Origin of the sequence: Frigoribacterium sp. CFBP 13605 (assembly GCF_014839405.1) — a bacterium.
Classification (GTDB): Bacteria; Actinomycetota; Actinomycetes; order Actinomycetales; family Microbacteriaceae; genus Frigoribacterium.
Map to the genome: position 1 here is coordinate 1 of NZ_JACYNS010000039.1, position 21680 is coordinate 21680.

Consider the following 21680-nt stretch of genomic DNA (forward strand, 5'->3'; position numbering starts at 1 on the left):
ACCTCGGGCGGGGTGCGGGTCGCGATCGTCGGCGACTCGCTCACGGCCGGCGGAGGGCGCCTGCTGAGCGAGGGTCTCACCGCCGACACCTGGATGACCTACGCCCAGGGCGACGGCGTCGACTACGTCGGCGGCTACGCGAAGGGCGGCTCGACCGTGCAGGAACAGGCCGCCGCGGTGCGGCCCGTCGCCGACGTCGACGTCCTGGTCCTGATGTCGGGCACGAACGACGTGCGCCTCGGCACGAGCTTCGCCGAGTCCGCCTCGTCGTACGACGCCATCGTCGACACGATCCGGCCGGAGCACGTCGTCGTGGCCGCGATCCCGCCCTACGACCGTGCACCCCGGGCCGCGGCCCGGTACGAGGCACAGCTCGAACGCCACGTCGCCGACAAGGGCTGGACCTTCACCGACCCCTGGGGGTTCGCGCGGGCGGGCGACGTCTTCGCCGCCGGCACGACCGTCGACGGCATCCACCCCACGACGGCCGGGTACGAAGCCGTCGGCCACGCCTTGCGCGACGTCGTCCTCGACGTCGCCGGCGCCCGGGTCGTCGCCCCCCAGGCGGACTCCCCCGCCGACCCGGCCGACACCCCTCCGGGCACGACCAGCTGACGACGCCCGTCCTCGACCTCGGCCGCCCGGTCAGGGGCGCGATGCCGACGCGGGGGACGCGTCGACTCAGTGCTGCAGGAAGGCCAGCACGGCGAGCACCCGGCGGTGGTCCGTGCCGCTGTCTTCCAGCAGGAGCTTCTGGAAGATCGAGGTGACGTTCTTCTCCACCGCACCCGTTCCGATGACCAGTTCGGCCGCGATGGCGGCGTTCGTGCGACCCTCGGCCATCAGCGTCAGGACCTCCCGCTCCCGCGGCGTGAGCGCGGCGAGCGGATCGCTGCGACGGCCCAGCAACTGCGAGACGACCTGCGGGTCGAGGACCGTGCCGCCGTCGGACACCCGCCCGAGCGCGTCACGGAACTCGTCGAACGAGGCGATGCGGTCCTTGAGCAGGTAGCCGACCCCGCCCGAGCCCGCTTCGAGCAGGTCGCGGGCGTAGGCCACCTCGACGTACTGCGACAGCAGCAGGATGCCGAGGTCGGGCCGACGGCGTCGCGCCTCGATCGCGGCCCGGACGCCCTCGTCGGTGTGCGTGGGCGGCATGCGGACGTCGAGGACGGCGATGTCGGGACGGACCTCGTCGAGGTCGGCCAACAAGGCGTCGGCGTCGCCGTACGCCCCCACGACGTCGACCCCGATCTCGTCGAGCAGTCGGACGAGCCCCTCCCGCAGCAGCACCGAGTCGTCGGCGACGACGACACGGAGGGGCTGACGGGAGGGGCTCTCGAGACTCACGCGTCCAGACTAGGGGCGCGGCCCACGGACTACGGTCGCGCGGGCGGCCCGGCCGGCGGGTCGAGCGGCCCGTCGGGCAGCGCGGCGTCGGACAGCGGCTCGGTCACGGCCGTCGACGAGAACGGCGACAGCGGCTCGGTCGGCAGCGGCAGCGTCGGGTTGCTCGGCACCTCGATCGTCATCGGGATGCTCACCGTGACGATGGTCGGCCCGCCCTGCGGGCTGCTGATGTCGAGGAAGCCGCCGAGGCCCACCAGTCGCTCCTGCACCCCGGCGAGACCGTGGCCGTCGCGCAGGCCGGCGCCGCCGCGCCCGTCGTCGGTCACCACGAGCTCGAGCAGGGTGCCGATGCCGTCGGGAGCCTGCCTCGTGCGCAGCACGAGGTCGGCGCTGGCCGCCCCGGCGTGCTTGCCCGTGTTCGTCACCAGTTCGGACGCGATGAAGTACGCGTTGCGCTCGATGTCGCTCGGGATCACGACGTGCGCGGGCACCCGGTCGAGCATCGTGGTGGGCACCACCGAGCGGTCGACGAGCGACTCGAGCGCCGCCACGAGGCCCCGGTCCATCAACAACGGAGGCGCGAAACCGCGGGACAGGGCACGCAGCTCCTCGAGGGCCTCGCGGGACTGGACCCGCGCCTCCTCGATGAGGGTCTTGCTCTTCTCGGGGTCGGTGTCGACGGCGCGGGACGCCGCGGCGAGGTCCATCTGCAGACGCACCAGACGCTGTTGCGGTCCGTCGTGGATGTCGCGCTCGAGCCGGCGGAGGGCCGTGCCCTCGGCCGACAGGGCCGCCGTGCGCGAGATCTCGCGGTCGGCGAGCTCGACCTCGAGTTGCTCGCTGCGGAACCCCCCGAGCATGACGGCGGCGATCGCCTGGTGCATGACCACGAACCCGTGCACGACGTAGGGATAGACGAGCACGACGCCCGCGAGGAGCGCGAGGGCGAGGACGACGAGCACCGCGCCTCCGCCGTTGCCTATCGCGGACGCCCAGTTGAAGGTGTCGAACGGCGGCAACGCCTGGAAGACGAGCACGACCCCCAGGACGGCGAGCACCGGGCCGGCCAGGAGACCCACGAGGACGAAGGACGTGAAGCCCGCCACGATCGGGAACACCACGACGCCGTAGAGCAGGTACAGCCAGTAGTGCGGGTTGGCGAAGACGGAGACCGCCCGCACGAAGCGGTTCGTGGACCGACCCCATGCGGTGTTGGGAGTCCAGTCGACGGGTCGGATCGGACGGTCGCTGGCCCAGCCCAGGCGGAGCACCTCGAAGGTGCCGAACCACCGGGCGATCCACAGCGCGCCGAAGACGACGATCGCGAGGAAGACGAGGGTGAACAACGAGTCGCTCGACCCGCTGACCGTGTGCAGGAACAACGAGGCGGCCACCGTCACGATGACGACGAGGACGGCCGAGAGCGCGACGTAGCCGAGTTCGCGGGGCAACTCGCGCCATCGGCGTCGGTAGCCGCCGGGGCGGGACGGGGGCGAGAGGTAGGGGTTGGCGGCGGTGATGGTGGTCTCCTGGATCATGCCTTCGAGCCTGGTCCGGACGGGGCGTCCACCCCATGGTGCCAGCGCCCGGACCGCCGGTGGGGTTATCCCCCCTCACGACCCGTGGTGAGGTGAGGCTGGCCTAGGTGAGCCGAGCCTCAGCTTGCTTGCGGAATTCTCCCAGACGTCTAGCGTTGCCTCCATCGTCTAGGAAAGGACCACGTCATGACCGACATCACCCGCACCGTCCCCCAGGGTTCCGTCGACCCCGACGTCGCCGCCGGCGTCGCCCAGTTCCTCAGCCAGGTCGTCACCGACATGACGGCCCTGTCGGTCAACGGCAAGCAGGCCCACTGGCACGTGCGCGGCATCGCGTTCGTCGCCGTCCACGAACTCATCGACGTGGTCGTCGACCACGCCCGCGAGTGGGCCGACCTCGCCGCCGAGCGCGTCGTCGCCCTCGGCCTGCCGGTCGACGGTCGCATCGAGACCGTCGCCGCCAAGACGGTCATCCCCCCGACCTCCCCGGGCTTCAACCAGATCGACGTCACCATCGCCGAGCTGGTCGCCCAGATCGACGCTTCGCTCGTCGCCGTCCGCGAGGCCATCGACGAGCTCGGCGAGCTCGACGCCTCGAGCCAGGACGTCGCGATCGAGATCTCGCGGGGCCTCGAGAAGGACCGCTGGTTCCTCGCCGCGCACGTCGCCGGCTGACCTCATCGCCAGACGGACGAAGGCCGCCACCCTGCACGGGGTGGCGGCCTTCGCCGTGTCGGGTCGGCACCGCCTCGTCAGAGCGTGCGGTGCGTCCACCGACCCGCCAGGACCGTGCCGACGACGGGCATCCGGCGCAGCTGGTCGTCCGACGCGGCGAGCGGATCGACCTCGGTGACCACGAGATCGGCGACGGAGCCGACCTCGACCGTGGCTCGACCGCCCGTCGAGGCGGCGAGCGCCGCCGAGGCGACCAGTCGCTGTTCGGGGTGCCACGCCTCGCGTCCGTCGCGCGAGCGCGAGATCGCCGCGGCCATCGCCACCCAAGGATCGAGCGGGGCGACCGGCGCATCCGAACCGAGCTGCAGGCGGACGCCGGCGGCGACGAGGCTCTCGAAGACGTAGGCACGCTCGGAGCGGCCCACCCAGAGCCGATCGACGACGTCGCGGTCGTCCATGGCGTGTTCGGGCTGCACGCTGGCCACGATGCCGAGGCGCGCGAACCGGTCGACGTCGTGCAGGTCGAGCAGTTGGGCGTGCTCGATGCTGCCCCCGCAGCCGACCAGCTCGAGGGCGTCCAGCGCCTGGGCGTTCGCGGCGTCGCCGATCGCGTGCACGGCCGGGACGAGTCCCGCCGAGGAGGCGCGGCGCAGCCACCCGACGAGTTCGTCGGTCTCGTAGATGCGCACCCCCCGAGCAGCCGGGTCGCCCTCGAGCCCGGGGTACGGGTCGTGGCACCACGCGGTGCGGGTGCCGAGGGAGCCGTCGGTGATGATCTTGAACGGCCCCATGGTGACGAGGCCCTCGGTGCCCGGGACCACGTCGCCGGTGCGCAGCCCGCGGGCGACGACGGCGTCGAGGTCGCGGGGGTAGACCCCGGGACGGATGCGGAGGCCCCGCGTGCCTCCGGCCACCCGACGTGTCCAGCGGTCGAGCGACAGCGTCATCTCGAGGTCGACGACGCCGACGACCCCCCGTGCGGCGGCCGCGTCGACGGCCTCGGCGACCCACCCGTCGAGCTGTTCGTCCGGTACGACGCTCACCGCGGCGCTGACGTCGAAGGCCGGCTGCTCGCGCAGCAGGCCGGTCGGGTGGTCGGCGTGACCGTGACGGGCCAGGGCGGACGAGTCGAGCCAGACGGAGTGCAGGTCGTTGCTCACGAGGACGACCGGCACGTCACCGGCCACCGAGTCGAGGAGCGCGCGGCTCGGAGCATCGGGCCAGAGGGCGTCCTGGAAGCCGTAGCCGACGAGGGTCCCGCCCGCCTCGACCGGCTCGACGCGGAGGCGCTCCCCCACGATCGAGGCCGCCTCGGCGGCGGACCGTGCCCGCGACAGGTCGAGTCGTCGGCGCACCAACGCCCACTGGTCCATGTGGACGTGGGAGTCCCAGAGGCCCGGGGCGAGCCAGCGGCCGTCGAGGTCGACCACCTCGGCACCGACGGGGGCGGGGCCGGACGCGAGCGCGACCACGCGGCCGCCGTCGAGCAGGACGTCCACGGGAGCGGGCCCGCCGCCGACCAGGCGGGCGCCCGTCAGGAGCGTGCTCCGCGCCTCCTCGGCCCGGGTGCCTGCGTCGACCGTCATCGGTCGCGCACCCGACGCATCTCGGCGGCGAGCGCCGGCTGCGCGTAGTGCTCACCGTGCTCGAGCTCGTCCACGATGCGGTCGACGACCTCGGGTGCCTTGTTCTGGCTGAGCTTGGCGCGGGCGTCGAACCGGGTCACGCGCAGCCGGATGCCGACGGTGCCCTTCGCGACCCGGCGAGAGCCCTCGTCGTCGAGGGTGAGGGTCGAGGGCTCGGGCATGACGCGCTCGAAGTGGTCGACGAGCTCGCCCAGCACGCGGAAGTTCTCGTCGTCCGAGAGGATCTCGGGGGTGCCCCAGAGGTGCGCCGTGACGTGGTTCCAGGTGGGGATGATCTGCTCGGCCGGATACCAGCCGGGCGAGACGTAGCCGTGCGGGCCCTGGACGATCAGCATGATCTCGTGCTCGCCCAGTTCGTGCGCGCGCTCGTCCGGACGACCGACGTGACTGACGAGCACGATGGCCCCCGGGTCGGCGTCGTCCTGCTCGAGCACGACGGGGTAGTGCGACGCGACGAGACCGGCCGCCGTGTGCGACACGATCGTCGCCCACGGGTTCTCGTGGATCAGCCTCTTGACCTCGTCGACGTCGGACAGGACGAACGTGGGGGTGTGCCGCATGCGATCAAGTCTGGTCGGTCGGGCACCAGTACAGCTTGCGACCCGCGGCCATCTCCATCACGACGTTCGTCCCGCAGACCCGGCAGGGCAGACCCTCGCGGTGGTAGACCCAGTGCCGGTCGGCCCGGCTGCGCAGGGCCTTGGCGTGCTGGGACTTGGTGAGACCGTCCATGGTCATCATCTGGCCGAGCTCCACGCCGCTCTTGAGCAGCTTCGTCCAGTCTTTGTAGAGGGCGCGCAGGACCTCTTCGGGAACCTGGTTGCCGGGAGTGTGCGGGTCGAGCCGGGCCCGGAACAGCAACTCGGCGCGGTAGATGTTGCCGATGCCGCTGACCACGCTCTGGTCCATCAGCAAGAGGCCGATAGGGGTGCGCTTCTTGCCCGCGATCGACACGAATCGGTCGGCGCCCTTCTTCGGCGAGTCGACGAGGGGGTCGGGACCGAGCTTGGCGATCGCCAGGTCGACCCCGGCCGCGTCGAGCACCTCGCACTTCGTCGGGCCACGGAGGTCGCCGACCGCGGTGTCGGTCAGCAGCCGCACGCGCACCTGCCCGACGGGCTCGGGCGGGAACGAGTCGATGTCGTCCTCGGTCTTCTCCTGCTCGGCCATGCGCACGCGAGACCGGCGTGGCGCCCCGATGCTGGCCATCGAGTCCTCGCCGTCGTCGTCGGGGGCGTTCTCGGCCTTGCGGGTGGCCGCCCGGCGAGTCCGGGACTCGGCCATCGAATGGCCCGTGGCGATGGCGCCCGCGAAGTCCCACGCGCCATAGAGCCCGAGGTGCACGTGCAGCCACAGGCCGTTGTCGAACTCGAGGAACATCTGCTTGCCGACGGCCTTGGAGTCGACCATCGTGGCGCCGTCGAGCCTCGTCGCCCCGTCGGCGAACCGACCCTGGGGCGAACTCACCCGGACTCGGTGGCCGACGAAGCTCTGCTCGAACTGGTTGGCGATGCGGTGGACGGAATGGCCCTCGGGCACGGCGACACCTCTCTCGGTGGTCGATGGAACGGTCTCGGGCGTGACGCCGGAGACGACGGAGCGGCGAGGCCCCGGTCGGGGTCCCGCCGCTCTCGACGTTACGTCGTCAGTCGACCGGGTGACCGGCGATGGCGCCCGTGGTCTCGTACTCGCCGACCTGCGCGATGCGGCGCACGTGGCGTTCGTCGTGGCTGAACGGCTCGGCGACGAAGGCGTCGATGAACGCCAGGGCCTCGGCCTCTGTGTGCTGGCGCGCCCCGATCGCGATGACGTTCGCGTCGTTGTGCTGGCGGGCGAGCTTGGCGGTCGAGTCGTTCCAGACCAGGGCGGCACGGACGCCCTCGACCTTGTTCGCGGCGATCTGCTCACCGTTGCCCGAGCCGCCGAAGACGACGCCCAGCGCCTCGTGGCCGGCACGCTGGTCGCGCACGGTCGCCCGGGCCGCCGCGATGCAGAACGACGGGTAGTCGTCGAGGGGCTCGTAGCTCGTCGGACCGTGGTCGGTCACGTCGTGGCCCGCGTCGGTGAGGTGCTGGATGACGGTCGTGCTGAAGTCGAGGCCGGCGTGATCGGTCGCCACGTGGATGCGCATGGAGACGATCCTACGACCGGCTCAGTCGAAGATCGGCCCGACCGTGCGCGTGCGCTTGATCTCGAAGAAGCCGGGGTACGAGGCCACGGCGACGACGCCGTCCCACAGCCGCAGCGCCTCCTCGCCCTTCGGCGCCGGAGAGATGACGGGGCCGAAGAAGGCGACGCCGTCGACCGAGATGACGGGCGTGCCGACGTCCTGGCCGACTCGGCCGATGCCGTCGAAGTGGCTGGCACGCATCTGCTCGTCGTACTCGTCGCCGTCCGCGTACCGCGCGAAGTCGGCGGGCAGTCCGACCTCGGCCACGGCACCGGCGACGACGACGTCGCCGTCCTTCTCGCCCTCGTGGTGGATGCGGGTGCCGAGGGCGTCGTAGAGCGGCTTGACGATCTGCTGACCGTGGAGTTCACCTGCGGCCGTGACGAGCCGCGTGTAGCGCAGCATGCGGGCGAAGTTCGCCTTGTACTCGTCGCTGACGTCGGCGTCCTCGTTGAGGACCGCGAGGCTCATCACGTGGAAGGTGACGTCGAGGTCACGGTGCTTCGCGACCTCGTCGACCCAGCGGCTGGTCATCCAGGCCCAGGGGCACGACGGGTCGAACCAGAAGTCGACGACGGTGTGGGACGCGGGAGCGGGGGTGTCGGTCATGCCCTCAGTCAACACCCCGGCGTCGTACAGCCGGTCTAGGCTTTCAGCGGACCACGAGTCCCCCCTCACCCCCCAGACGGATGGAGCCAGCGTGCCCGGAGAGAACCTCACCCGCGTCGAGGCGCAAGAGCGCAAGAACGTCGTCGACGTGCAGTCGTACGAGATCGCCCTCGACCTGACCCGCGGCGACGAGGTGTTCGGCAGCTCGACCACCGTGCGCTTCACCGCCACCCCCGGAGCGTCGACCTTCATCGACGCGCTCACCCGCACCGTGCACTCGGTGACCCTCAACGGCACCGCGCTCGACGTCGACGCGGTCTCCGACGGCGTGCGCATCCAGCTGGCCGAGCTGGCCGCCGAGAACGTGCTCGAGGTCGTCGCCGATGCCGAGTACACCAACACCGGCGAGGGCCTGCACCGGTTCGTCGACCCGGTCGACGGCGAGGTCTACCTCTACTCGCAGTTCGAGGTGCCCGACAGCCGCCGCGTCTTCGCGGTCTTCGAGCAGCCCGACCTCAAGGCGACGTTCCAGTTCACGGTCACCGCACCCACACGCTGGCAGGTCGTCAGCAACCAGCCCACGCCCGAACCCGTCGTCGACGGTGAGACCGGCACCTGGACCTTCTCGCCCACGCCCGTGCTCTCGAGCTACGTCACGGCGATCATCGCCGGCCCGTACGACGTGGTCCGCAGCGACCTCACCAGTTCCGACGGCCGCACGATCCCGCTCGGCATCTTCACGCGCCGATCCCTCACCGAGTACCTCGACGCCGACTACATCTTCGAGAAGACCCGTCAGGGCTTCGCCTACTACGAAGAGAAGTTCGACTACGCGTACCCCTTCGACAAGTACGACCAGCTCTTCGTGCCCGAGTTCAACGCCGGTGCCATGGAGAACGCGGGTGCCGTCACCTTCGTCGAGACCTACGTCTTCCGCAGCAAGGTGACCGACGCCATCAAGGAACGCCGCGTCGTCACGATCCTCCACGAGCTCGCGCACATGTGGTTCGGCGACCTCGTCACGATGAAGTGGTGGAACGACCTCTGGCTGAACGAGTCGTTCGCCGAGTGGGCCTCGACCATCTCGACCGCCGAGGCGACCGAGTGGACCGAGGCCTGGACCACCTTCCAGGCGATGGAGAAGAGCTGGGCCTACCGCCAGGACCAGCTGCCGTCGACGCACCCCGTCGTCGCCACGATCAACGACCTCGAGGACGTCCAGGTCAACTTCGACGGCATCACCTACGCCAAGGGCGGGTCGGTGCTCAAGCAGCTCGTCGCCTGGGTGGGCATCGACGCCTTCTACGCCGGCGTCGCCGCGTACTTCAAGAAGCACCACCACTCGAACACCGAGCTGAGCGACCTGCTCGTCGAACTCGAGGCCACCTCGGGCCGCGAGTTGACCAGCTGGTCGAAGCTCTGGCTCGAGACCGCGGGCGTCAACACGTTGCGTCCCGAGCTCGAGGTCGACGAGAACGGCGTGATCACCTCGTTCGCCGTGCTCCAGGAGGCGGCCGCCGACCACCCCACCATCCGCCCGCACCGCCTCGCCATCGGCCTCTACGCCCTGCAGGGCGACGCCCTGGTCCGCACCGACCGCGTCGAGATCGACGTGGACGGCCCCCGTACCGAGGTCCCCGAGCTGGTCGGCCTGAACCGCGGCGACCTCGTGCTGATCAACGACGACGACCTCGCCTACGCGAAGATCCGACTCGACGAGGCGTCGCTCGCCACGGCCATCACCCACCTCTCGAAGATCTCGAACCCGCTGGCCCGCGCCCTCGTCTGGGGCTCGGTCTGGGACGCGACGCGCGACGCCGAGACCTCGGCCTCGGACTACGTGCGTCTCGTGCTCGACAACATCGCGACCGAGACCGAGTCGACGACGATCCGCACCACGCTCTCACAGCTGCTGCAGACCGCCCGCAGCTACGTCGCCCCCGCGCGCCGCACCTCCACGATCACCGAGGTCGGCGACGGCCTCTGGGCCCTCGCCCAGGGTGCCGAGGCCGGGTCGGACGCCCAGTTCCAGTTCGTCACCTTCTTCGCCGCGATCGCGTCGACCGAGACCCACCGGGAGGCGCTGGCCGGCCTGCTCGACGGATCGCTCGCTCTCAAGGGCCTCACCGTCGACACCGACCTGCGTTGGCAGCTGCTCGAGGGCCTCGTGCTCGTCGGCGGTGCCGGCGAGGCCGAGATCGACGCCGCCCTCGCCGAGGACAACACGGCGAACGGCGCCCAGGCCGCCGCGCGGGCCCGCGCGACGATCGCGACCACCGAGGGCAAGCTCGCCGCCTTCGCGTCGGTCGTCGACAGCGCCGAGCAGCCCAACGCCATCGTCCGGGCGACGACCCTCGGGTTCCAGCACACGAACGACCCGGCGATCCTGCAGCCGCTCGTCGAGCGCTACTTCTCGTCCCTCACCGGCATCTGGGAGTCGCGCAGCTACCACATCGCCGACACCCTCGTCTCGGGGCTGTACCCGGCCGGCCTCGCCGACCAGGCCCTCGTCGACGCGTCGTACGCGTGGCTCGAGGCGAACCCCGAGACGCCGGCCCTGCGCCGCATCGTGAGCGAGAGCGTCGCGGGCGTCGAGCGGGCCCTGCGGGTGCAGGCGGTCGACCAGCAGTAGTCGTGCCCCGGGTCGCGCGACGACCCGACGACCGACCCGGACGGCGGGCCCTCTCACAGGGCCCGCCGTTCCGGCGTCCAGGCACCTCCCGGGTGGGGTTGCGGTGGCGTGCTTGACTTGTCGCTCATATGGACCTCCTCCTCGCTGCCGCCACCGACCCCGCCGCCCCGATCGCCTTCGACTGGGACGCCTTCTGGACGATGTGGCGCGTTCCCATCCGCATCGTGGCGATCCTGCTCGTCGCGGTGCTGTTGCGCGTCGCCCTGCACTTCACCATCCGGCGGGTCGTCGACCAGGTCGTGAACGGAATCAAGCGGAAGCAGAACGTCGACGACACGCAGGCCCTCATGGCCTCGCCGCTGCAGGCCGTCCGGGTCGTCCAGCGCACCCGCACGCTCGGCAGCGTGCTGAACAACGTGGTGACGGTCGTCGTCGCGGGCATCGCGCTCGTGTTGATCCTCGGCGAACTGAACTTCAACGCCGTCGCGATCGTCAGCGCGGCGGGCGTGGTCGGTGCCGGACTCGCGTTCGGCGCCCAGAACATCGTCAAGGACATGCTCAACGGCATCTTCATGGTCGCCGAAGATCAGCTGGGGGTGGGCGACGTCGTCGACGTCGGGCCCGCGGCCGGCGTCGTCGAGGCCGTCGGCATCCGCGTCACGCAGATCCGCGACGTGAACGGCGTGCTGTGGTTCGTCCGCAACGGCGAGATCCTGCGCGTGGGCAACATGTCGCAGGGCTGGACGCGCGTGGTCATCGACCTCGCCGTGCCCTACTCCGCCGACGTCGACCAGGTGCAGGACGCCATGTTGAACACCGCGAACGAGCTCGCCGCGATCCCGAAGTGGAGGCGCGCCATCATCGACCAGCCCGAGGTCTGGGGAATCCAGTCGATCGCCGAGGAGCACGTGGTCATCCGCATCGTCGCCAAGACACGGTCCGCCGACCGTGACAACGTCGACCGGGAGCTGCGGTCCCGTCTCAAGAAGACCCTGGACGCCATGGACATCGTGCTGCCCTCGCTGACGAGCGTCGTCCTCACCGGCTTCGACAGCGCCTCCTCGGTCCAGGGCGCCCGGGCGCCCCGCACGGCGCCGACGCCCCACGTGCCGCGGAGCAAGCGCAAATGACCGACCTGCCGCTGACGCCGCGCCCGTCCACCGCTCAGCCCGTGACTCCCCCGCCGTCTGCCGTGCCGGTCACCGTCCGGCGGGGCCTCGGTGACGACGCCGCCCAGGGCAACTTCTGGCAGCAGATCGGTGGGCGGCCGACCTTCGAGAAGTTGGTCCGCCGCTTCTACGAGGGGGTCCGGACCGACGAGGTGCTCTGGCCGATGTACCCGGAAGCGGATCTCGAGGGCGCGATCCAACGCTTGACGGGGTTCCTCGAGCAGTACTGGGGCGGCCCCACCACCTACAGCCAGGAGCGCGGGCACCCCCGCCTGCGCATGCGGCACATGCCGTTCCGGGTGACGCCCGAGGCACGTGACCACTGGCTGCAGCACATGCGGGTGGCCGTCGACGAACTCGAACTCGCTCCGCTCGACGACGCGATGCTCTGGGGCTACCTGGATCGCGCCGCGCAGGCCATGGTCAACACGTTCGAGCGCTGACCGCCCACCGCCGGGCCGCCCGCCTCGGACCGCCCACCGCCGGGCCGATCGTCAGAGCAGGGACGAGCGCCGCTTGACGAGCACGTGGCCCTTGGGCGTCGTGAGGCGGGTCCACGTGCCGGTCTCGAACACCGCGACCTCGTCCTCGCCGTCGAGGAATCCCAGGCTGAGGGCACCGAAGCCGGCTCCGGCGGGAACCCCCTCGGCACCCTCGACGGGGGCCGACCACACGTCGGCTCGCACCCGGTGCACGATCTGCTCACCGGTGCCCGTGGGGATCGCCTCGGCGACGCGGGCGATTCCGGCCTCGGCGGTCGATCGGAGGCGGTCGGCCTCGATCGGGCCGAGTCGCGTCCAGCCCCCGCGTGGCGGCGAGATCGCTGCCCACGTCACGGTGTTGACCGTGGCGGGCACGGACGCGGTGACCGCAGCGGTCGGGTCGACGACGTCGTTCTGCAGGCGTACGAGGCGCTCCTTCAGCGACCGGACCGGGACCACGGCGTCGAACTCGGGGCGGTCGTCGAGTTGGAAGGTGCGGAGCCCCAGCACGGTGGGGCTCGAGTCGAGCAGACCCATCGGGTAGAACACGGCGACGTAGACGGCCAGGACACCGGAGCCGGCGATGAGCCGGACCGAGCCGTCCTCCACCCGGCCCGCACGCCCGAGATAGGTCGCGAGATCGCTGAGGGACAGGGAGTCGGGGAGGGTGAATGCGTCGTTCATCGGCCCCCTAAACTACATCGCGTGACCGACGATCCGCTGCAGAGCCTGCTGTCCACCCTCGACCTCTCGCCGGCGGGCAACGTCGGTGGTCAGGACGTCTTCACGGGTGGGTCACAGCCCGAGCCGCTCGGTCGCGTGTTCGGCGGCCAGGTCGCCGCGCAGGCCCTCGTCGCCGCCCAGCGCACCGTCGGGGGCGGACGCGACGTCCACTCGCTGCATTCGTACTTCCTGCGGCCCGGCGACCTCACCATCCCCATCACGTTCACGGTCGACCGCATCCACGACGGCCGGTCGTTCGCGACCCGTCGCACCCAGGCGTCGCAGGACGGCGTGCCGATCTTCTCGATGATCGCGTCCTTCCAGACCCCCGACGAGGGGCTCGACCACCAGGTCGACATGCCCTCCGGTCTTCCCGATCCCGAGGACGTCCCGAGCGACGCCGAGCTACTGTCCGCGGTCGACAACCCCGTCGCCCAGTCGTGGGCCCGGCGGCCGTTCGACATGCGCCACGTGCCGTCGCCGGTCTTCTTCAGCGTCGAGGGCGACCACGTCGCGCACCAGGCCGTCTGGCTCAAGGCCACCGGCCCACTGCCCGACGATGCCGACCTGCACCGTGCCGCCCTGCTGTACGCGAGCGACTACACCCTCCTCGAACCGATCTACCGCCGTCACGGCGTCGCGTTCGTCACCCCCGGGCTCAAGGCCGCGAGCCTCGACCACGCCATGTGGTGGCACCGTCCCGCCCGCGTCGACGAATGGCTTCTCTACGTGCAAGAGAGCCCCAATGCGGTGGGCGGACGTGGCCTCTCGCTCGGGCGCATCTACGACCGCGCGGGCACTCTCGTGGCGAGCGTCGCACAAGAGGGCATGGTGCGGGTGCCGCGAGGCTGACCCGCCACGTTCCTGGTCAGCGCCGGCGGAAGGCCAGGGGTTCTTCGACGAACGGCGACCAGGCGTCGCGCTCGACGTCGGAGATGCGCCGGGGCTGATTCGTCGCCGAGTCGACCAGCACGATGGTGGTGGCGGCCTTCGTGAACAGCGTCCGGGGCTCGACGCCCTCGGGCGACCAGACCTCGTAGCAGACCTCGAGGCTCGCCCCGCCGAGTCGCCCGACCCAGATCTGCACGTCGAGCGGGGCCCGCAGGTACGGGATGGGGACGAGGTACTCGAGCTCCTGCCGGGCGATGAGCGTCATCGTCGCGGCGTTCGGACTGCCGTCGAGGACGGCGGCCGAGGACCGTTCGTCGATCGCCCCGTCGGCAGACCAGAACGCGTCGATGCGCGCCTCCTCGAGGAGGCGCAGCATCGACGCGTTGTTCACGTGACGGTACCCGTCGAGATCGCTCCAGCGGACTCGGGTCGGCACGTGCAGGCGGGTCATGACGGTGCGGTGCCGGTCAGTCGCGCGTGAGCTTGCGGTACGTGGCCGAACTCGGCTTCGCCGCGTCGGCGCCGAGGCGCTCGACCTTGTTCTCTTCGTACGCCTCGAAGTTGCCCTCGAACCAGTACCAGTTGGGCGTGCCGTCGTCGTTCAGGCCCTCCCACGAGAGGATGTGCGTGGCGATGCGGTCGAGGAACCACCGGTCGTGTGTGATGACCACGGCGCAGCCGGGGAACTCGAGGAGCGCGTTCTCGAGGCTGCCCAGCGTCTCGACGTCGAGGTCGTTGGTGGGCTCGTCGAGCAGGAGGAGGTTGCCGCCCTGCTTGAGCGTCAGCGCCAGGTTGAGGCGGTTGCGCTCACCACCCGACAGCACGCCGGCCTTCTTCTGCTGGTCGGGACCCTTGAAGCCGAACTGCGACACGTAGGCCCGCGACGGGATCTCGGTCTTGCCGACCTGGATGTAGTCGTGCCCCTCGGAGACGACCTCCCACAGGTTCTTGTTGGGGTCGATGCCGCCACGGCTCTGGTCGACGTACGAGATGTCGACCGTCTCGCCGACCTTGAGCTCGCCACCGTCGAGCGGCTCGAGGCCGACGACCGTCTTGAAGAGGGTGGTCTTGCCGACGCCGTTCGGCCCGATGACGCCGACGATGCCGTTGCGGGGCAGCGTGAACGACAGGTCGTCGATGAGCACACGCTCGCCGAACGACTTGTGGAGCTTCTTGGCGTCGATGACCTGTGAGCCGAGACGCGGGCCCACGGGGATCACGATCTCTTCGAAGTCCAAGGTGCGCGTGCGCTCGGCCTCGTTCGCCATCTCTTCGTAGCGCGCCAGACGTGCCTTCGACTTCGCCTGACGGCCCTTGGCGTTGCTCCGGACCCACTCGAGCTCGGACGCGAGGCGCTTGGCGAGCTTGGCGTCCTTCTTGCCCTGGACCTGGAGGCGCTCGCCCTTCTTCTCGAGGTAGGTCGAGTAGTTGCCCTCGTAGGGGTAGAGGCGGCCGCGGTCGACCTCGGCGATCCACTCGGCGACGTGGTCGAGGAAGTACCGGTCGTGGGTCACGGCGAGCACGGCGCCGGGGTACTTGCTGAGGTGCTGCTCGAGCCAGAGCACGCTCTCGGCGTCGAGGTGGTTGGTGGGCTCGTCGAGGAGCAGCAGGTCGGGCTTCTGCAGCAGCAGCTTGCACAGCGCGACGCGACGCTTCTCACCACCGGAGAGGTTCGCGACCTCGGCATCGCCCGGAGGCGTGCGCAGGGCCGACATGGCCTGCTCGAGCTGGGAGTCGAGGTCCCAGGCGTCGGCGGCGTCGATCTCTTCTTGGAGGGTGCCCATCTCGGCGAGCAACGCGTCGAAGTCGGCGTCGGGCTCGGCCATGGCGGCCGAGACCTCGTTGAAGCGGTCGAGCTTCTGCTTGATCGGCCCCACGCCCTCTTGCACGTTCTCGAGGACGGTCTTGGTCTCGTCGAGTTCGGGCTCTTGCATCAGGATGCCGACCGAGTAGCCGGGGCTGAGCTTCGCCTCGCCGTTGCTGGGGGTGTCGAGCCCCGCCATGATCTTGAGGATCGTCGACTTGCCGGCGCCGTTCGGCCCCACGACACCGATCTTCGCCCCCGGGATGAACGACATGGTGACGTCGTCGAGGATCAGCTTGTCGCCGACCGCCTTGCGGGCGCGCACCATCGAGTAAATGTATTCGGCCATGACAGCGAGTCTATCGGGCGGGGCCCCGCCCCCGACGTCACCAGTCGATGGCTCGGGTCGACCCGATGAGGCAGGCGCCCGTGCCGAGGACCGGCGCCGTCTGGCTGCTGTAGCCCGCGCCCGAGACCTGCCCGATCAGGCAGTCCTGACCCCAGAGCACCGAGAACTGCACGCTGTCGGCGTCGCGGCCGATCGAGGTCGTGTCGGCGGTGACCTGCATCGTCGACTTGTCGAAGCCGGCCGCCACCAGCGCGTCGACGACGGCGCGCCCACCCGGGCGGGCGTTCGCCGCGACGGTCGCGGCGTTCACCTCGTCGAAGTGGGCCAGCGCCTCGGCCGTCGTGGACGTGGACGAGAACGGCGGGGCGTCCGTCGACGGGGCGACGGACGACGGCGTCGGTGACGGCTCGGGCGACGAGGTGCACCCCACGAGGGGGATCGCCACGGCCAGCACGATCGCGGCGAGCGCCAGGCCGCGTGGAGGTCTCGAACCGGTCACGGGGGCCCTTCGTCGCTGGCGGCGGCCGCGGGTCGGCGAGCCGTGAGGAGTCTACGGCGTGCCGACCCACGGGCCCGGGACACGGGCGTCACCGGGGTGGTCAGAACGGGGCCGCCACCTCGTCCGCGCCGACGGCCGCGGGAGCACCCCAGTCCGCGCCGTCGTCGGGGATCGCCACCCGGTCGGGGTCCGACGACGCATCCGTCGCCGCACCGTCCGAGGGGCCTCCGTGACCGGTTCCGTGGTCCGCCTCCGTCTCGGGTGCCGAGCCGCTCTCGTCGGAGGCGACGGTCGGATCGCCCCCGCCCGCGGCCGAGGAGGAGCCCGCCGTGGCGGACGAAGCGGACGCCACCCGCCGTTCGAAGGTCGACCTGCCCCAGACGAGGTCGTGACCGACCGCGTCCGCGTCCACCTCCACCGTCATGCCGCTGCGCTCGCCCGACTCCCACGCGCGGATGCGGACGCGCCCCGTGACCACGACCCGCTGCCCCTTGCGGAGGCTGGCCAGCACGTTGTCGGCGAGCTGACGGAAGCACGTCACGGTGTACCAGTTGGTCTCGCCGTCGACCCACTCGCCCTTGACGCGGTCGTACCGTCGCTGCGTCGAGGCGAGTCGGAAGCTCGTGATGAAGAGGCCGGTCTGCGTGACGAGGGCCCGGGGGTCGGTCGCGATGATCCCTGTGAGGGTGATGGTGTCTGTCATGACGGGAGTCTCGCGGGGGCGAGGGACCCCCGGGACGGCACCCGCGCCTCCTTGTGGAGAAGGAGGCGCGGGGGCCGCCCGGGGGACGACACGACGACAAGTCGTCCGGGGACGACCGGGCCTCAGTGTTCGTGGAACTCCGGGTAGTCGGCGCCGGGCCCCAACGCCGCGAACAGGGCGCTCTTGGCCACGGCCAGGCTCGGGTAGACGCCGCCGTCGGCTCCCTTCGCGGACAGGCGCACCGTGAAGCCGCCGTCGGTCCGCAGGATGGTCCCGACCGCGCCTGCCGGGCCCACGGCCACCCAGGTCTGTCGGTGCAAGGTGTTCTGGTCACTCATCGTCGAGCGCCCCTTTCCTCTTTCTCGGTCGGTCACACCGGGCGGCGTGACCCGTCTACGAGGCGAGCACGTACTTCGCGTACGAATTGCGGATCTTGGTGACCTTCGGCAGCGCGACGGCGGTGCAGTAGCCCTGGCCGGGGTTCTTGGCGAAGAAGTCCTGGTGGTGCTCCTCGGCGTCGTACCAGGTGGACAGCGGCTCGATCGTCGTGACGACACCGCCGCCCCAGGCCTCGGAGGCGCGGTCACGGGCCGCCTGGAAGAGCGCCTCCTGGTCGTGGTCGGCGGCGAACATCGCCGAGCGGTACTGGGTGCCGACGTCGGCGCCCTGCCGGTTCAGCTGCCGCGGGTCGTGCAGGGTGAAGAAGACGTCGAGGACGACGTCGGCGGGGAGCTTCTCGGGGTCGAAGCCGACCGCGACGGCCTCGGCGTGACCCGTGCGGCCCGTGCACACGTCGTCGTAGCTCGGCCGCTCGGTGTCTCCGCCGGTGTAACCCGAGACCACCTCGGTGACGCCGTCGAGGGTGCGGTAGACCGCGTCGAGGCACCAGAAGCACCCACCGGCCAGAACGAACGTCGTCATGCCCGTGAACCTACTCCCGAGCCGAGGGCCCGCCCTAGGCTGACCGCATGAGATCACCTTTCACGCCCTACGTCGCCGACGACGCACGGTACTCACGACTCGACTACGTCCGTACCGGCCGCAGCGGACTCCGGCTGCCCCGCATCTCCCTCGGCTTCTGGAACAACTTCGGCTCGGACCGGGGCCTCGAGACGCAGCGCGACATCGTGCTGCGCGCGTTCGACCGGGGGGTCACCCACTTCGACCTGGCGAACAACTACGGCCCGCCCTACGGCTCGGCCGAAGAACAGTTCGGTCGCATCGCCGCGGCGAACCTGCGCCCCTACCGCGACGAGATCGTGGTCTCGTCGAAGGCGGGCTACGACATGACCCCCGGGCCGTACGGCGACGGGGGGTCGCGCAAGTACCTGCTCAACTCGCTCGAGGCCAGCCTCGGGCGGCTCGGCATGGACCACGTCGACATCTTCTACTCGCACCGCCCCGACCCCGAGACCCCGATCGACGAGACGATGGGGGCGCTCGCGACGGCCGTCCGGCAGGGCAAGGCGCTCTACGCCGGCATCTCCAACTACGACCCGGCGCAGACCGAGGCCGCGATCGACGCCCTGGCCGCCGAGGGCGTGCCCCTGCTGATCCACCAGCCGCGGTACAACATGTTCGACCGCCGGCCCGAGCGAGGGCTCTTCGACACCCTCCTGACCCGCGGCGTCGGTTCGATCGTGTTCTCGCCCCTGGCCGGGGGCCTCCTGACGAACCGCTACCTCTCGGGCAGTGCTCCCGCGGGTTCGCGCGCTGCCGAGGGCCGGTGGTTCTCCGAGGACGCCCTCGACGAGACCTACCTCTCCCGCGTCCGCGGCCTGAACGAGATCGCGGAGGCGCGGGGCCAGTCGCTCGCGCAGCTCTCGCTGACCTGGGTGCTGCGCCAACCCGCCGTGACCAGCGCCCTCATCGGCGCCTCGTCGGTGGCCCAGCTGGACGACAGCCTCGACGCGCTCGACGGTGCCGAGCTGACCGAGGACGAGCTCGCGGCGATCGAGCCGCTGGCGGTCGACGGCACCGGCCGCTGACCGGACGGCGCGGTGCCGACGGGGCACCGCGCCCTCCAGGCGCCCGACGCGTCCGACGTGTCCGAGGTGTCCGAGGTGTCCGACGTCGATGTCGGTGGTCACCCCTAGCGTCAGGGGTGTTCTCGACAGCATCGGCCGGATGACCTCAGGAGCACCTCATGACCAGCAGCACCCTCGACCACGCGATCGTCCCGCCTGCGCCGCACGCTCACGCGGGCGTTCCCCTCCCCTCCCTGCGCTCGACCCGGGGCGGCCTACAGCTCGTCCAGGTGCACGACGACCTCGCCCGGGTGACCCGACCCGGTGGCGAGATCGTGGGCTACGTCGAGCGCTTCGACGACCCGCAGGGTGATCGCTACCGCGCCAAGCGGTTCCTGCCCCGTCAGCGTCGGTTCGTCGAGATCGGCGAGTTCTGGAGTCGCGACGACGCCACCGACTGCTTCCGGTTCGCCTGATCCCGACGCCTCCGCCGGAGCACCGTGACGGCGTCCCCGACGGCGGGCTCGACAGCATGTCGCAGCCGTGCAACCTTCGACCTCGGCTGTAGTGTTCGCCCCATGCAGTGGTGGAACGATCTCGTCGAATGGCTCTCTTCGGACAACGGGTGGCGTGTCGTCACCGATGCGGTGATCCCCTTCGTCGCCATCGTCGTGGCAGGCATCGTCGCAGCCCTCATCGGCCGGGCGAGCACGCGGCGGGTCGTGTCGTTGCACGAGGACGAGGCGAAAGCGGCGGCGGTCGCGGCCCTCGTCTCGGCGGCCCGCAAGGGTGCCGTCTACAGCTCGCTCGGAGTCGAGGAGCGCGCCTATGCCGATCACCTCGGCCACGAAGCCGACGTCCGACTGCGGCTGTCGCCCGCGACCGGCAGCACCCTCGCCGCCGACTGGGCGGCTCACGAACTGGCCGAGATCAAGCGCAATTCGGCGTCCTTCAGCTTCCAGTCCGAGCAGACGCTGGGTGAACTCCGCGACCGCCTCGTCGAGTGGCAGAACCGCCCCGGGCGGGCCAAGAAGCTCTTCCGCGACGATCTCGCCCGCTGGAAGTACGAAGAAGCCGACGTCGACCGAGACACGGCCGCGAAGCAGAAGGCCTGGGAGGCCGAGCAGCGGGCTGCGGCGGCGACCGAGCAGCGTCGTGCCGAGGCCTCCGCGCCTTCGGGTGCCGCACCCTCGGCAGCGCTCCGCCCCGCGGCCCTCGACGATGCCCCGATTCGCGGTGGCGACGAGGCCTACCGGGCACCGACGGCTCCCGCCCCGCTGGCCGGACCATCGCCGGTGTCCGCGCCCGAGGCACCGGCGGTCACGCCGGCTGACGCGAGCCACGACGACACCCGCGACGACGCGATGGACGACGAGCGTTTCGAGCAGCCGGTCAGTGCGAGCCAGGTCCGACGCCGGACGACACCCGAACGCGCGGACGACTGACCCGGCGAACGAACGACCACGCGAACGAACGACCACGCGCCCCCGACCTCGATCGGGGGCGCGTCGTCGTGTGGGGGGGTGTCGCGTGGTGCCCCCGGCAGCCAGCGTCATCAACATCGTGAACCTGCGACCAAGAGATGAGAAGCACCGCGTAGATCATGGGCTGCGTGGTGCCCCCGGCAGGAATCGAACCTGCGACCAAGAGATGAGAAGCACCGCGAGGGTCTCGGCTGCGTGGTGCCCCCGGCAGGAATCGAACCTGCGACCAAGAGATTAGAAGGCTCCTGCTCTATCCGCTGAGCTACGGGGGCGAACCCGACCACGATACCGTGCCCGCTCCTCCGTCCCGGTAGCGGTCCAGCCAGGCTCCGCACCGCGTTTCGTGCACCGCGCCCCGACTAGTCGCGGTGCGGTGCACGAAACGCGGTGTCTCGCGCGCCCCGGAGGTGCGGGGCGGCCGGGCGGACCGGTGGCGACGTCCGGTCGGTCAGCTGCTCAGGTCGTACAGCGTGACCCCGTCGACCTCGGTCGAGGAGAAGTTCGCCTCGACCCAGGCCGCGATCTCGCTCGAGGACGAGCTGCCGCCGTTCGACTGCCCGACGGTCCCTCCGACGAACCAGTGGATCTGCCCGTCGGCGACGTACTGCTCGAACTGCGCCAGGGTCGGTGACGGGTCGCTGCCGTTGAACCCGCCGACCGCCATGACCGGGTCGTCGGTCGCGAGCTGGTAGCCCGCCGCGCTGTTCGACCCGACGGCCGCGGCGACCCAGGTGTACCGGTCCGCGTCCGCGCCGACCACGGCAGCGAGCTCGTCGCTGACCGAGCCCGAGCCGAGCAGCGAGCCGGCTCCGCCCCCGCCACCGGGGAGTCCGCGCGTGGCCGTACCCGCGCCTCCTGCGGTTCCGGCCCCGGTGCCGGTGCCGGTGCCCGCTCCCCCGCCGGTGCCGCCCGGCAGCTGCGGGGGCGTTCCGCCAGCCGCGCCACCGGGCGCGCCACCAGCGGCCCCGCCGCGACCGCCGAAGCCGCCG

General features: G+C 71.0%; 24 protein-coding genes and 1 tRNA gene. 9 read left to right on the forward strand and 16 right to left on the reverse strand.

Translation table 11 applies throughout. The features are described from left to right. A partial coding sequence (locus IFT36_RS09280) for an SGNH/GDSL hydrolase family protein (protein ID WP_200412960.1) occupies positions 1-615 on the forward strand: 615 nt, incomplete at its 5' end. A gap of 66 nt (positions 616-681) precedes the next feature. Here the strand turns inward: IFT36_RS09280 and IFT36_RS09285 are convergent. Both IFT36_RS09285 and IFT36_RS09290 read right to left on the reverse strand, forming a co-directional pair. After that, positions 682-1350: a response regulator gene (locus IFT36_RS09285; protein ID WP_056048385.1), complete on the reverse strand. Its 669-nt coding sequence runs from the start codon at positions 1348-1350 to the stop codon at positions 682-684. Between the two features lie 29 nt (positions 1351-1379). Next, the gene (locus IFT36_RS09290; RefSeq protein ID WP_200412961.1) at positions 1380-2888 is read right to left on the reverse strand and encodes a sensor histidine kinase; all 1509 of its coding nucleotides are present in this window, start codon (positions 2886-2888) and stop codon (positions 1380-1382) included. A gap of 186 nt (positions 2889-3074) precedes the next feature. On the opposite strand from IFT36_RS09290, the gene IFT36_RS09295 reads away from it, so the two are divergent. Continuing rightward, entirely contained in the window at positions 3075-3563 is a 489-nt protein-coding gene (locus IFT36_RS09295; protein WP_200412962.1) for a Dps family protein, read from the forward strand. 77 nt (positions 3564-3640) lie between these two features. Here IFT36_RS09295 and IFT36_RS09300 read toward each other — a convergent pair whose 3' ends face one another. From IFT36_RS09300 to IFT36_RS09320, 5 genes are all read right to left on the reverse strand, one after another. After that, positions 3641-5149: an amidohydrolase gene (locus IFT36_RS09300; protein WP_200412963.1), complete on the reverse strand. Its 1509-nt coding sequence runs from the start codon at positions 5147-5149 to the stop codon at positions 3641-3643. Beyond that, positions 5146-5769 carry an FMN-binding negative transcriptional regulator gene (locus tag IFT36_RS09305; protein WP_200412964.1) on the reverse strand — a complete coding sequence of 208 codons (624 nt, stop codon included), beginning with the start codon at positions 5767-5769 and terminating at the stop codon, positions 5146-5148. The genes IFT36_RS09300 and IFT36_RS09305 overlap by 4 nt, the downstream gene beginning before the upstream one ends. A 4-nt stretch (positions 5770-5773) precedes the next feature. Further along, positions 5774-6748 (reverse strand): Fpg/Nei family DNA glycosylase, encoded by a 975-nt coding sequence (locus IFT36_RS09310; RefSeq protein WP_173152533.1) that lies wholly within the window; start codon positions 6746-6748, stop codon positions 5774-5776. Between the two features lie 106 nt (positions 6749-6854). Next, entirely contained in the window at positions 6855-7340 is a 486-nt protein-coding gene (locus IFT36_RS09315; protein ID WP_043597130.1) for a ribose-5-phosphate isomerase, read from the reverse strand. A 21-nt stretch (positions 7341-7361) separates the two neighbouring features. After that, positions 7362-7988: a DsbA family protein gene (locus IFT36_RS09320; protein WP_200412965.1), complete on the reverse strand. Its 627-nt coding sequence runs from the start codon at positions 7986-7988 to the stop codon at positions 7362-7364. Positions 7989-8079: 91 nt separating this feature from the next. Between IFT36_RS09320 and pepN the strand changes: the two genes are divergently transcribed. From pepN to IFT36_RS09335, 3 genes are all read left to right on the forward strand, one after another. Continuing rightward, positions 8080-10620 carry an aminopeptidase N gene (gene pepN / locus IFT36_RS09325; protein ID WP_200412966.1) on the forward strand — a complete coding sequence of 847 codons (2541 nt, stop codon included), beginning with the start codon at positions 8080-8082 and terminating at the stop codon, positions 10618-10620. 128 nt (positions 10621-10748) lie between these two features. Further along, positions 10749-11750 carry a mechanosensitive ion channel family protein gene (locus IFT36_RS09330; protein WP_056048409.1) on the forward strand — a complete coding sequence of 334 codons (1002 nt, stop codon included), beginning with the start codon at positions 10749-10751 and terminating at the stop codon, positions 11748-11750. Continuing rightward, the gene (locus IFT36_RS09335) at positions 11747-12232 is read left to right on the forward strand and encodes a globin (RefSeq protein WP_173152551.1); all 486 of its coding nucleotides are present in this window, start codon (positions 11747-11749) and stop codon (positions 12230-12232) included. The genes IFT36_RS09330 and IFT36_RS09335 overlap by 4 nt, the downstream gene beginning before the upstream one ends. 51 nt (positions 12233-12283) lie before the next feature. On the opposite strand, the gene IFT36_RS09340 is transcribed toward IFT36_RS09335, so the two are convergent. Beyond that, positions 12284-12955, reverse strand: coding sequence for a hypothetical protein (locus IFT36_RS09340; protein ID WP_192122682.1), 672 nt, complete (start codon positions 12953-12955; stop codon positions 12284-12286). 21 nt (positions 12956-12976) lie between these two features. Between IFT36_RS09340 and IFT36_RS09345 the strand changes: the two genes are divergently transcribed. Further along, positions 12977-13846, forward strand: a complete 870-nt coding sequence (locus IFT36_RS09345) for an acyl-CoA thioesterase (protein ID WP_236557022.1) — start codon at positions 12977-12979, stop codon at positions 13844-13846. A 16-nt stretch (positions 13847-13862) separates the two neighbouring features. Here IFT36_RS09345 and IFT36_RS09350 read toward each other — a convergent pair whose 3' ends face one another. The 6 genes from IFT36_RS09350 to msrA form a co-directional block, all read right to left on the reverse strand. After that, entirely contained in the window at positions 13863-14336 is a 474-nt protein-coding gene (locus IFT36_RS09350) for an acyl-CoA thioesterase (protein ID WP_056048417.1), read from the reverse strand. 16 nt (positions 14337-14352) lie between these two features. Next, positions 14353-16038: an energy-dependent translational throttle protein EttA gene (gene ettA, locus IFT36_RS09355; protein ID WP_056048420.1), complete on the reverse strand. Its 1686-nt coding sequence runs from the start codon at positions 16036-16038 to the stop codon at positions 14353-14355. Positions 16039-16075: 37 nt separating this feature from the next. Beyond that, positions 16076-16537, reverse strand: coding sequence for a DUF6993 domain-containing protein (locus tag IFT36_RS09360; RefSeq protein ID WP_056048423.1), 462 nt, complete (start codon positions 16535-16537; stop codon positions 16076-16078). 100 nt (positions 16538-16637) lie between these two features. Continuing rightward, positions 16638-17240, reverse strand: coding sequence for a single-stranded DNA-binding protein (gene ssb / locus IFT36_RS09365; RefSeq protein ID WP_200412967.1), 603 nt, complete (start codon positions 17238-17240; stop codon positions 16638-16640). 122 nt (positions 17241-17362) lie between these two features. Next, on the reverse strand, positions 17363-17578 hold the full coding sequence (locus IFT36_RS09370; protein ID WP_056048425.1) for a hypothetical protein: 216 nt from the start codon (positions 17576-17578) through the stop codon (positions 17363-17365). A 55-nt stretch (positions 17579-17633) separates the two neighbouring features. Further along, entirely contained in the window at positions 17634-18161 is a 528-nt protein-coding gene (msrA, locus tag IFT36_RS09375; protein ID WP_200412968.1) for a peptide-methionine (S)-S-oxide reductase MsrA, read from the reverse strand. Positions 18162-18208: 47 nt separating this feature from the next. On the opposite strand from msrA, the gene IFT36_RS09380 reads away from it, so the two are divergent. From IFT36_RS09380 to IFT36_RS09390, 3 genes are all read left to right on the forward strand, one after another. Further along, positions 18209-19228: an aldo/keto reductase gene (locus IFT36_RS09380; RefSeq protein WP_173152568.1), complete on the forward strand. Its 1020-nt coding sequence runs from the start codon at positions 18209-18211 to the stop codon at positions 19226-19228. A gap of 158 nt (positions 19229-19386) precedes the next feature. Further along, positions 19387-19683: a hypothetical protein gene (locus IFT36_RS09385; RefSeq protein WP_236557023.1), complete on the forward strand. Its 297-nt coding sequence runs from the start codon at positions 19387-19389 to the stop codon at positions 19681-19683. 102 nt (positions 19684-19785) lie between these two features. Then, positions 19786-20652: a hypothetical protein gene (locus IFT36_RS09390; protein ID WP_200412969.1), complete on the forward strand. Its 867-nt coding sequence runs from the start codon at positions 19786-19788 to the stop codon at positions 20650-20652. A 235-nt stretch (positions 20653-20887) separates the two neighbouring features. Here the strand turns inward: IFT36_RS09390 and IFT36_RS09395 are convergent. Together IFT36_RS09395 and IFT36_RS09400 are read right to left on the reverse strand one after the other, a co-directional pair. After that, positions 20888-20963: transfer RNA gene (locus tag IFT36_RS09395), tRNA-Arg, on the reverse strand. A gap of 176 nt (positions 20964-21139) precedes the next feature. Further along, positions 21140-21680, reverse strand: a 541-nt coding sequence (locus IFT36_RS09400; RefSeq protein WP_463671333.1) for a mannosyltransferase YkcB-related protein, incomplete at its 5' end; no start/stop codon positions are given.

Excerpts from the sequence above, each read along its gene's own strand:
- IFT36_RS09290 (WP_200412961.1), bottom strand. The coding sequence starts at position 2,888 with ATGATCCAGGAGACCACCATCACCGCCGCCAACCCCTACCTCTCGCCC.
- IFT36_RS09295 (WP_200412962.1), top strand. The coding sequence starts at position 3,075 with ATGACCGACATCACCCGCACCGTCCCCCAGGGTTCCGTCGACCCCGAC.
- IFT36_RS09300 (WP_200412963.1), bottom strand. The coding sequence starts at position 5,149 with ATGACGGTCGACGCAGGCACCCGGGCCGAGGAGGCGCGGAGCACGCTC.
- IFT36_RS09305 (WP_200412964.1), bottom strand. The coding sequence starts at position 5,769 with ATGCGGCACACCCCCACGTTCGTCCTGTCCGACGTCGACGAGGTCAAG.
- IFT36_RS09315 (WP_043597130.1), bottom strand. The coding sequence starts at position 7,340 with ATGCGCATCCACGTGGCGACCGATCACGCCGGCCTCGACTTCAGCACG.
- IFT36_RS09320 (WP_200412965.1), bottom strand. The coding sequence starts at position 7,988 with ATGACCGACACCCCCGCTCCCGCGTCCCACACCGTCGTCGACTTCTGG.
- IFT36_RS09330 (WP_056048409.1), top strand. The coding sequence starts at position 10,749 with ATGGACCTCCTCCTCGCTGCCGCCACCGACCCCGCCGCCCCGATCGCC.
- IFT36_RS09335 (WP_173152551.1), top strand. The coding sequence starts at position 11,747 with ATGACCGACCTGCCGCTGACGCCGCGCCCGTCCACCGCTCAGCCCGTG.
- IFT36_RS09340 (WP_192122682.1), bottom strand. The coding sequence starts at position 12,955 with ATGAACGACGCATTCACCCTCCCCGACTCCCTGTCCCTCAGCGATCTC.
- IFT36_RS09350 (WP_056048417.1), bottom strand. The coding sequence starts at position 14,336 with ATGACCCGCCTGCACGTGCCGACCCGAGTCCGCTGGAGCGATCTCGAC.
- ettA (WP_056048420.1), bottom strand. The coding sequence starts at position 16,038 with ATGGCCGAATACATTTACTCGATGGTGCGCGCCCGCAAGGCGGTCGGC.
- ssb (WP_200412967.1), bottom strand. The coding sequence starts at position 17,240 with ATGACAGACACCATCACCCTCACAGGGATCATCGCGACCGACCCCCGG.
- IFT36_RS09370 (WP_056048425.1), bottom strand. The coding sequence starts at position 17,578 with ATGAGTGACCAGAACACCTTGCACCGACAGACCTGGGTGGCCGTGGGC.
- msrA (WP_200412968.1), bottom strand. The coding sequence starts at position 18,161 with ATGACGACGTTCGTTCTGGCCGGTGGGTGCTTCTGGTGCCTCGACGCG.
- IFT36_RS09380 (WP_173152568.1), top strand. The coding sequence starts at position 18,209 with ATGAGATCACCTTTCACGCCCTACGTCGCCGACGACGCACGGTACTCA.
- IFT36_RS09385 (WP_236557023.1), top strand. The coding sequence starts at position 19,387 with ATGACCAGCAGCACCCTCGACCACGCGATCGTCCCGCCTGCGCCGCAC.
- IFT36_RS09390 (WP_200412969.1), top strand. The coding sequence starts at position 19,786 with ATGCAGTGGTGGAACGATCTCGTCGAATGGCTCTCTTCGGACAACGGG.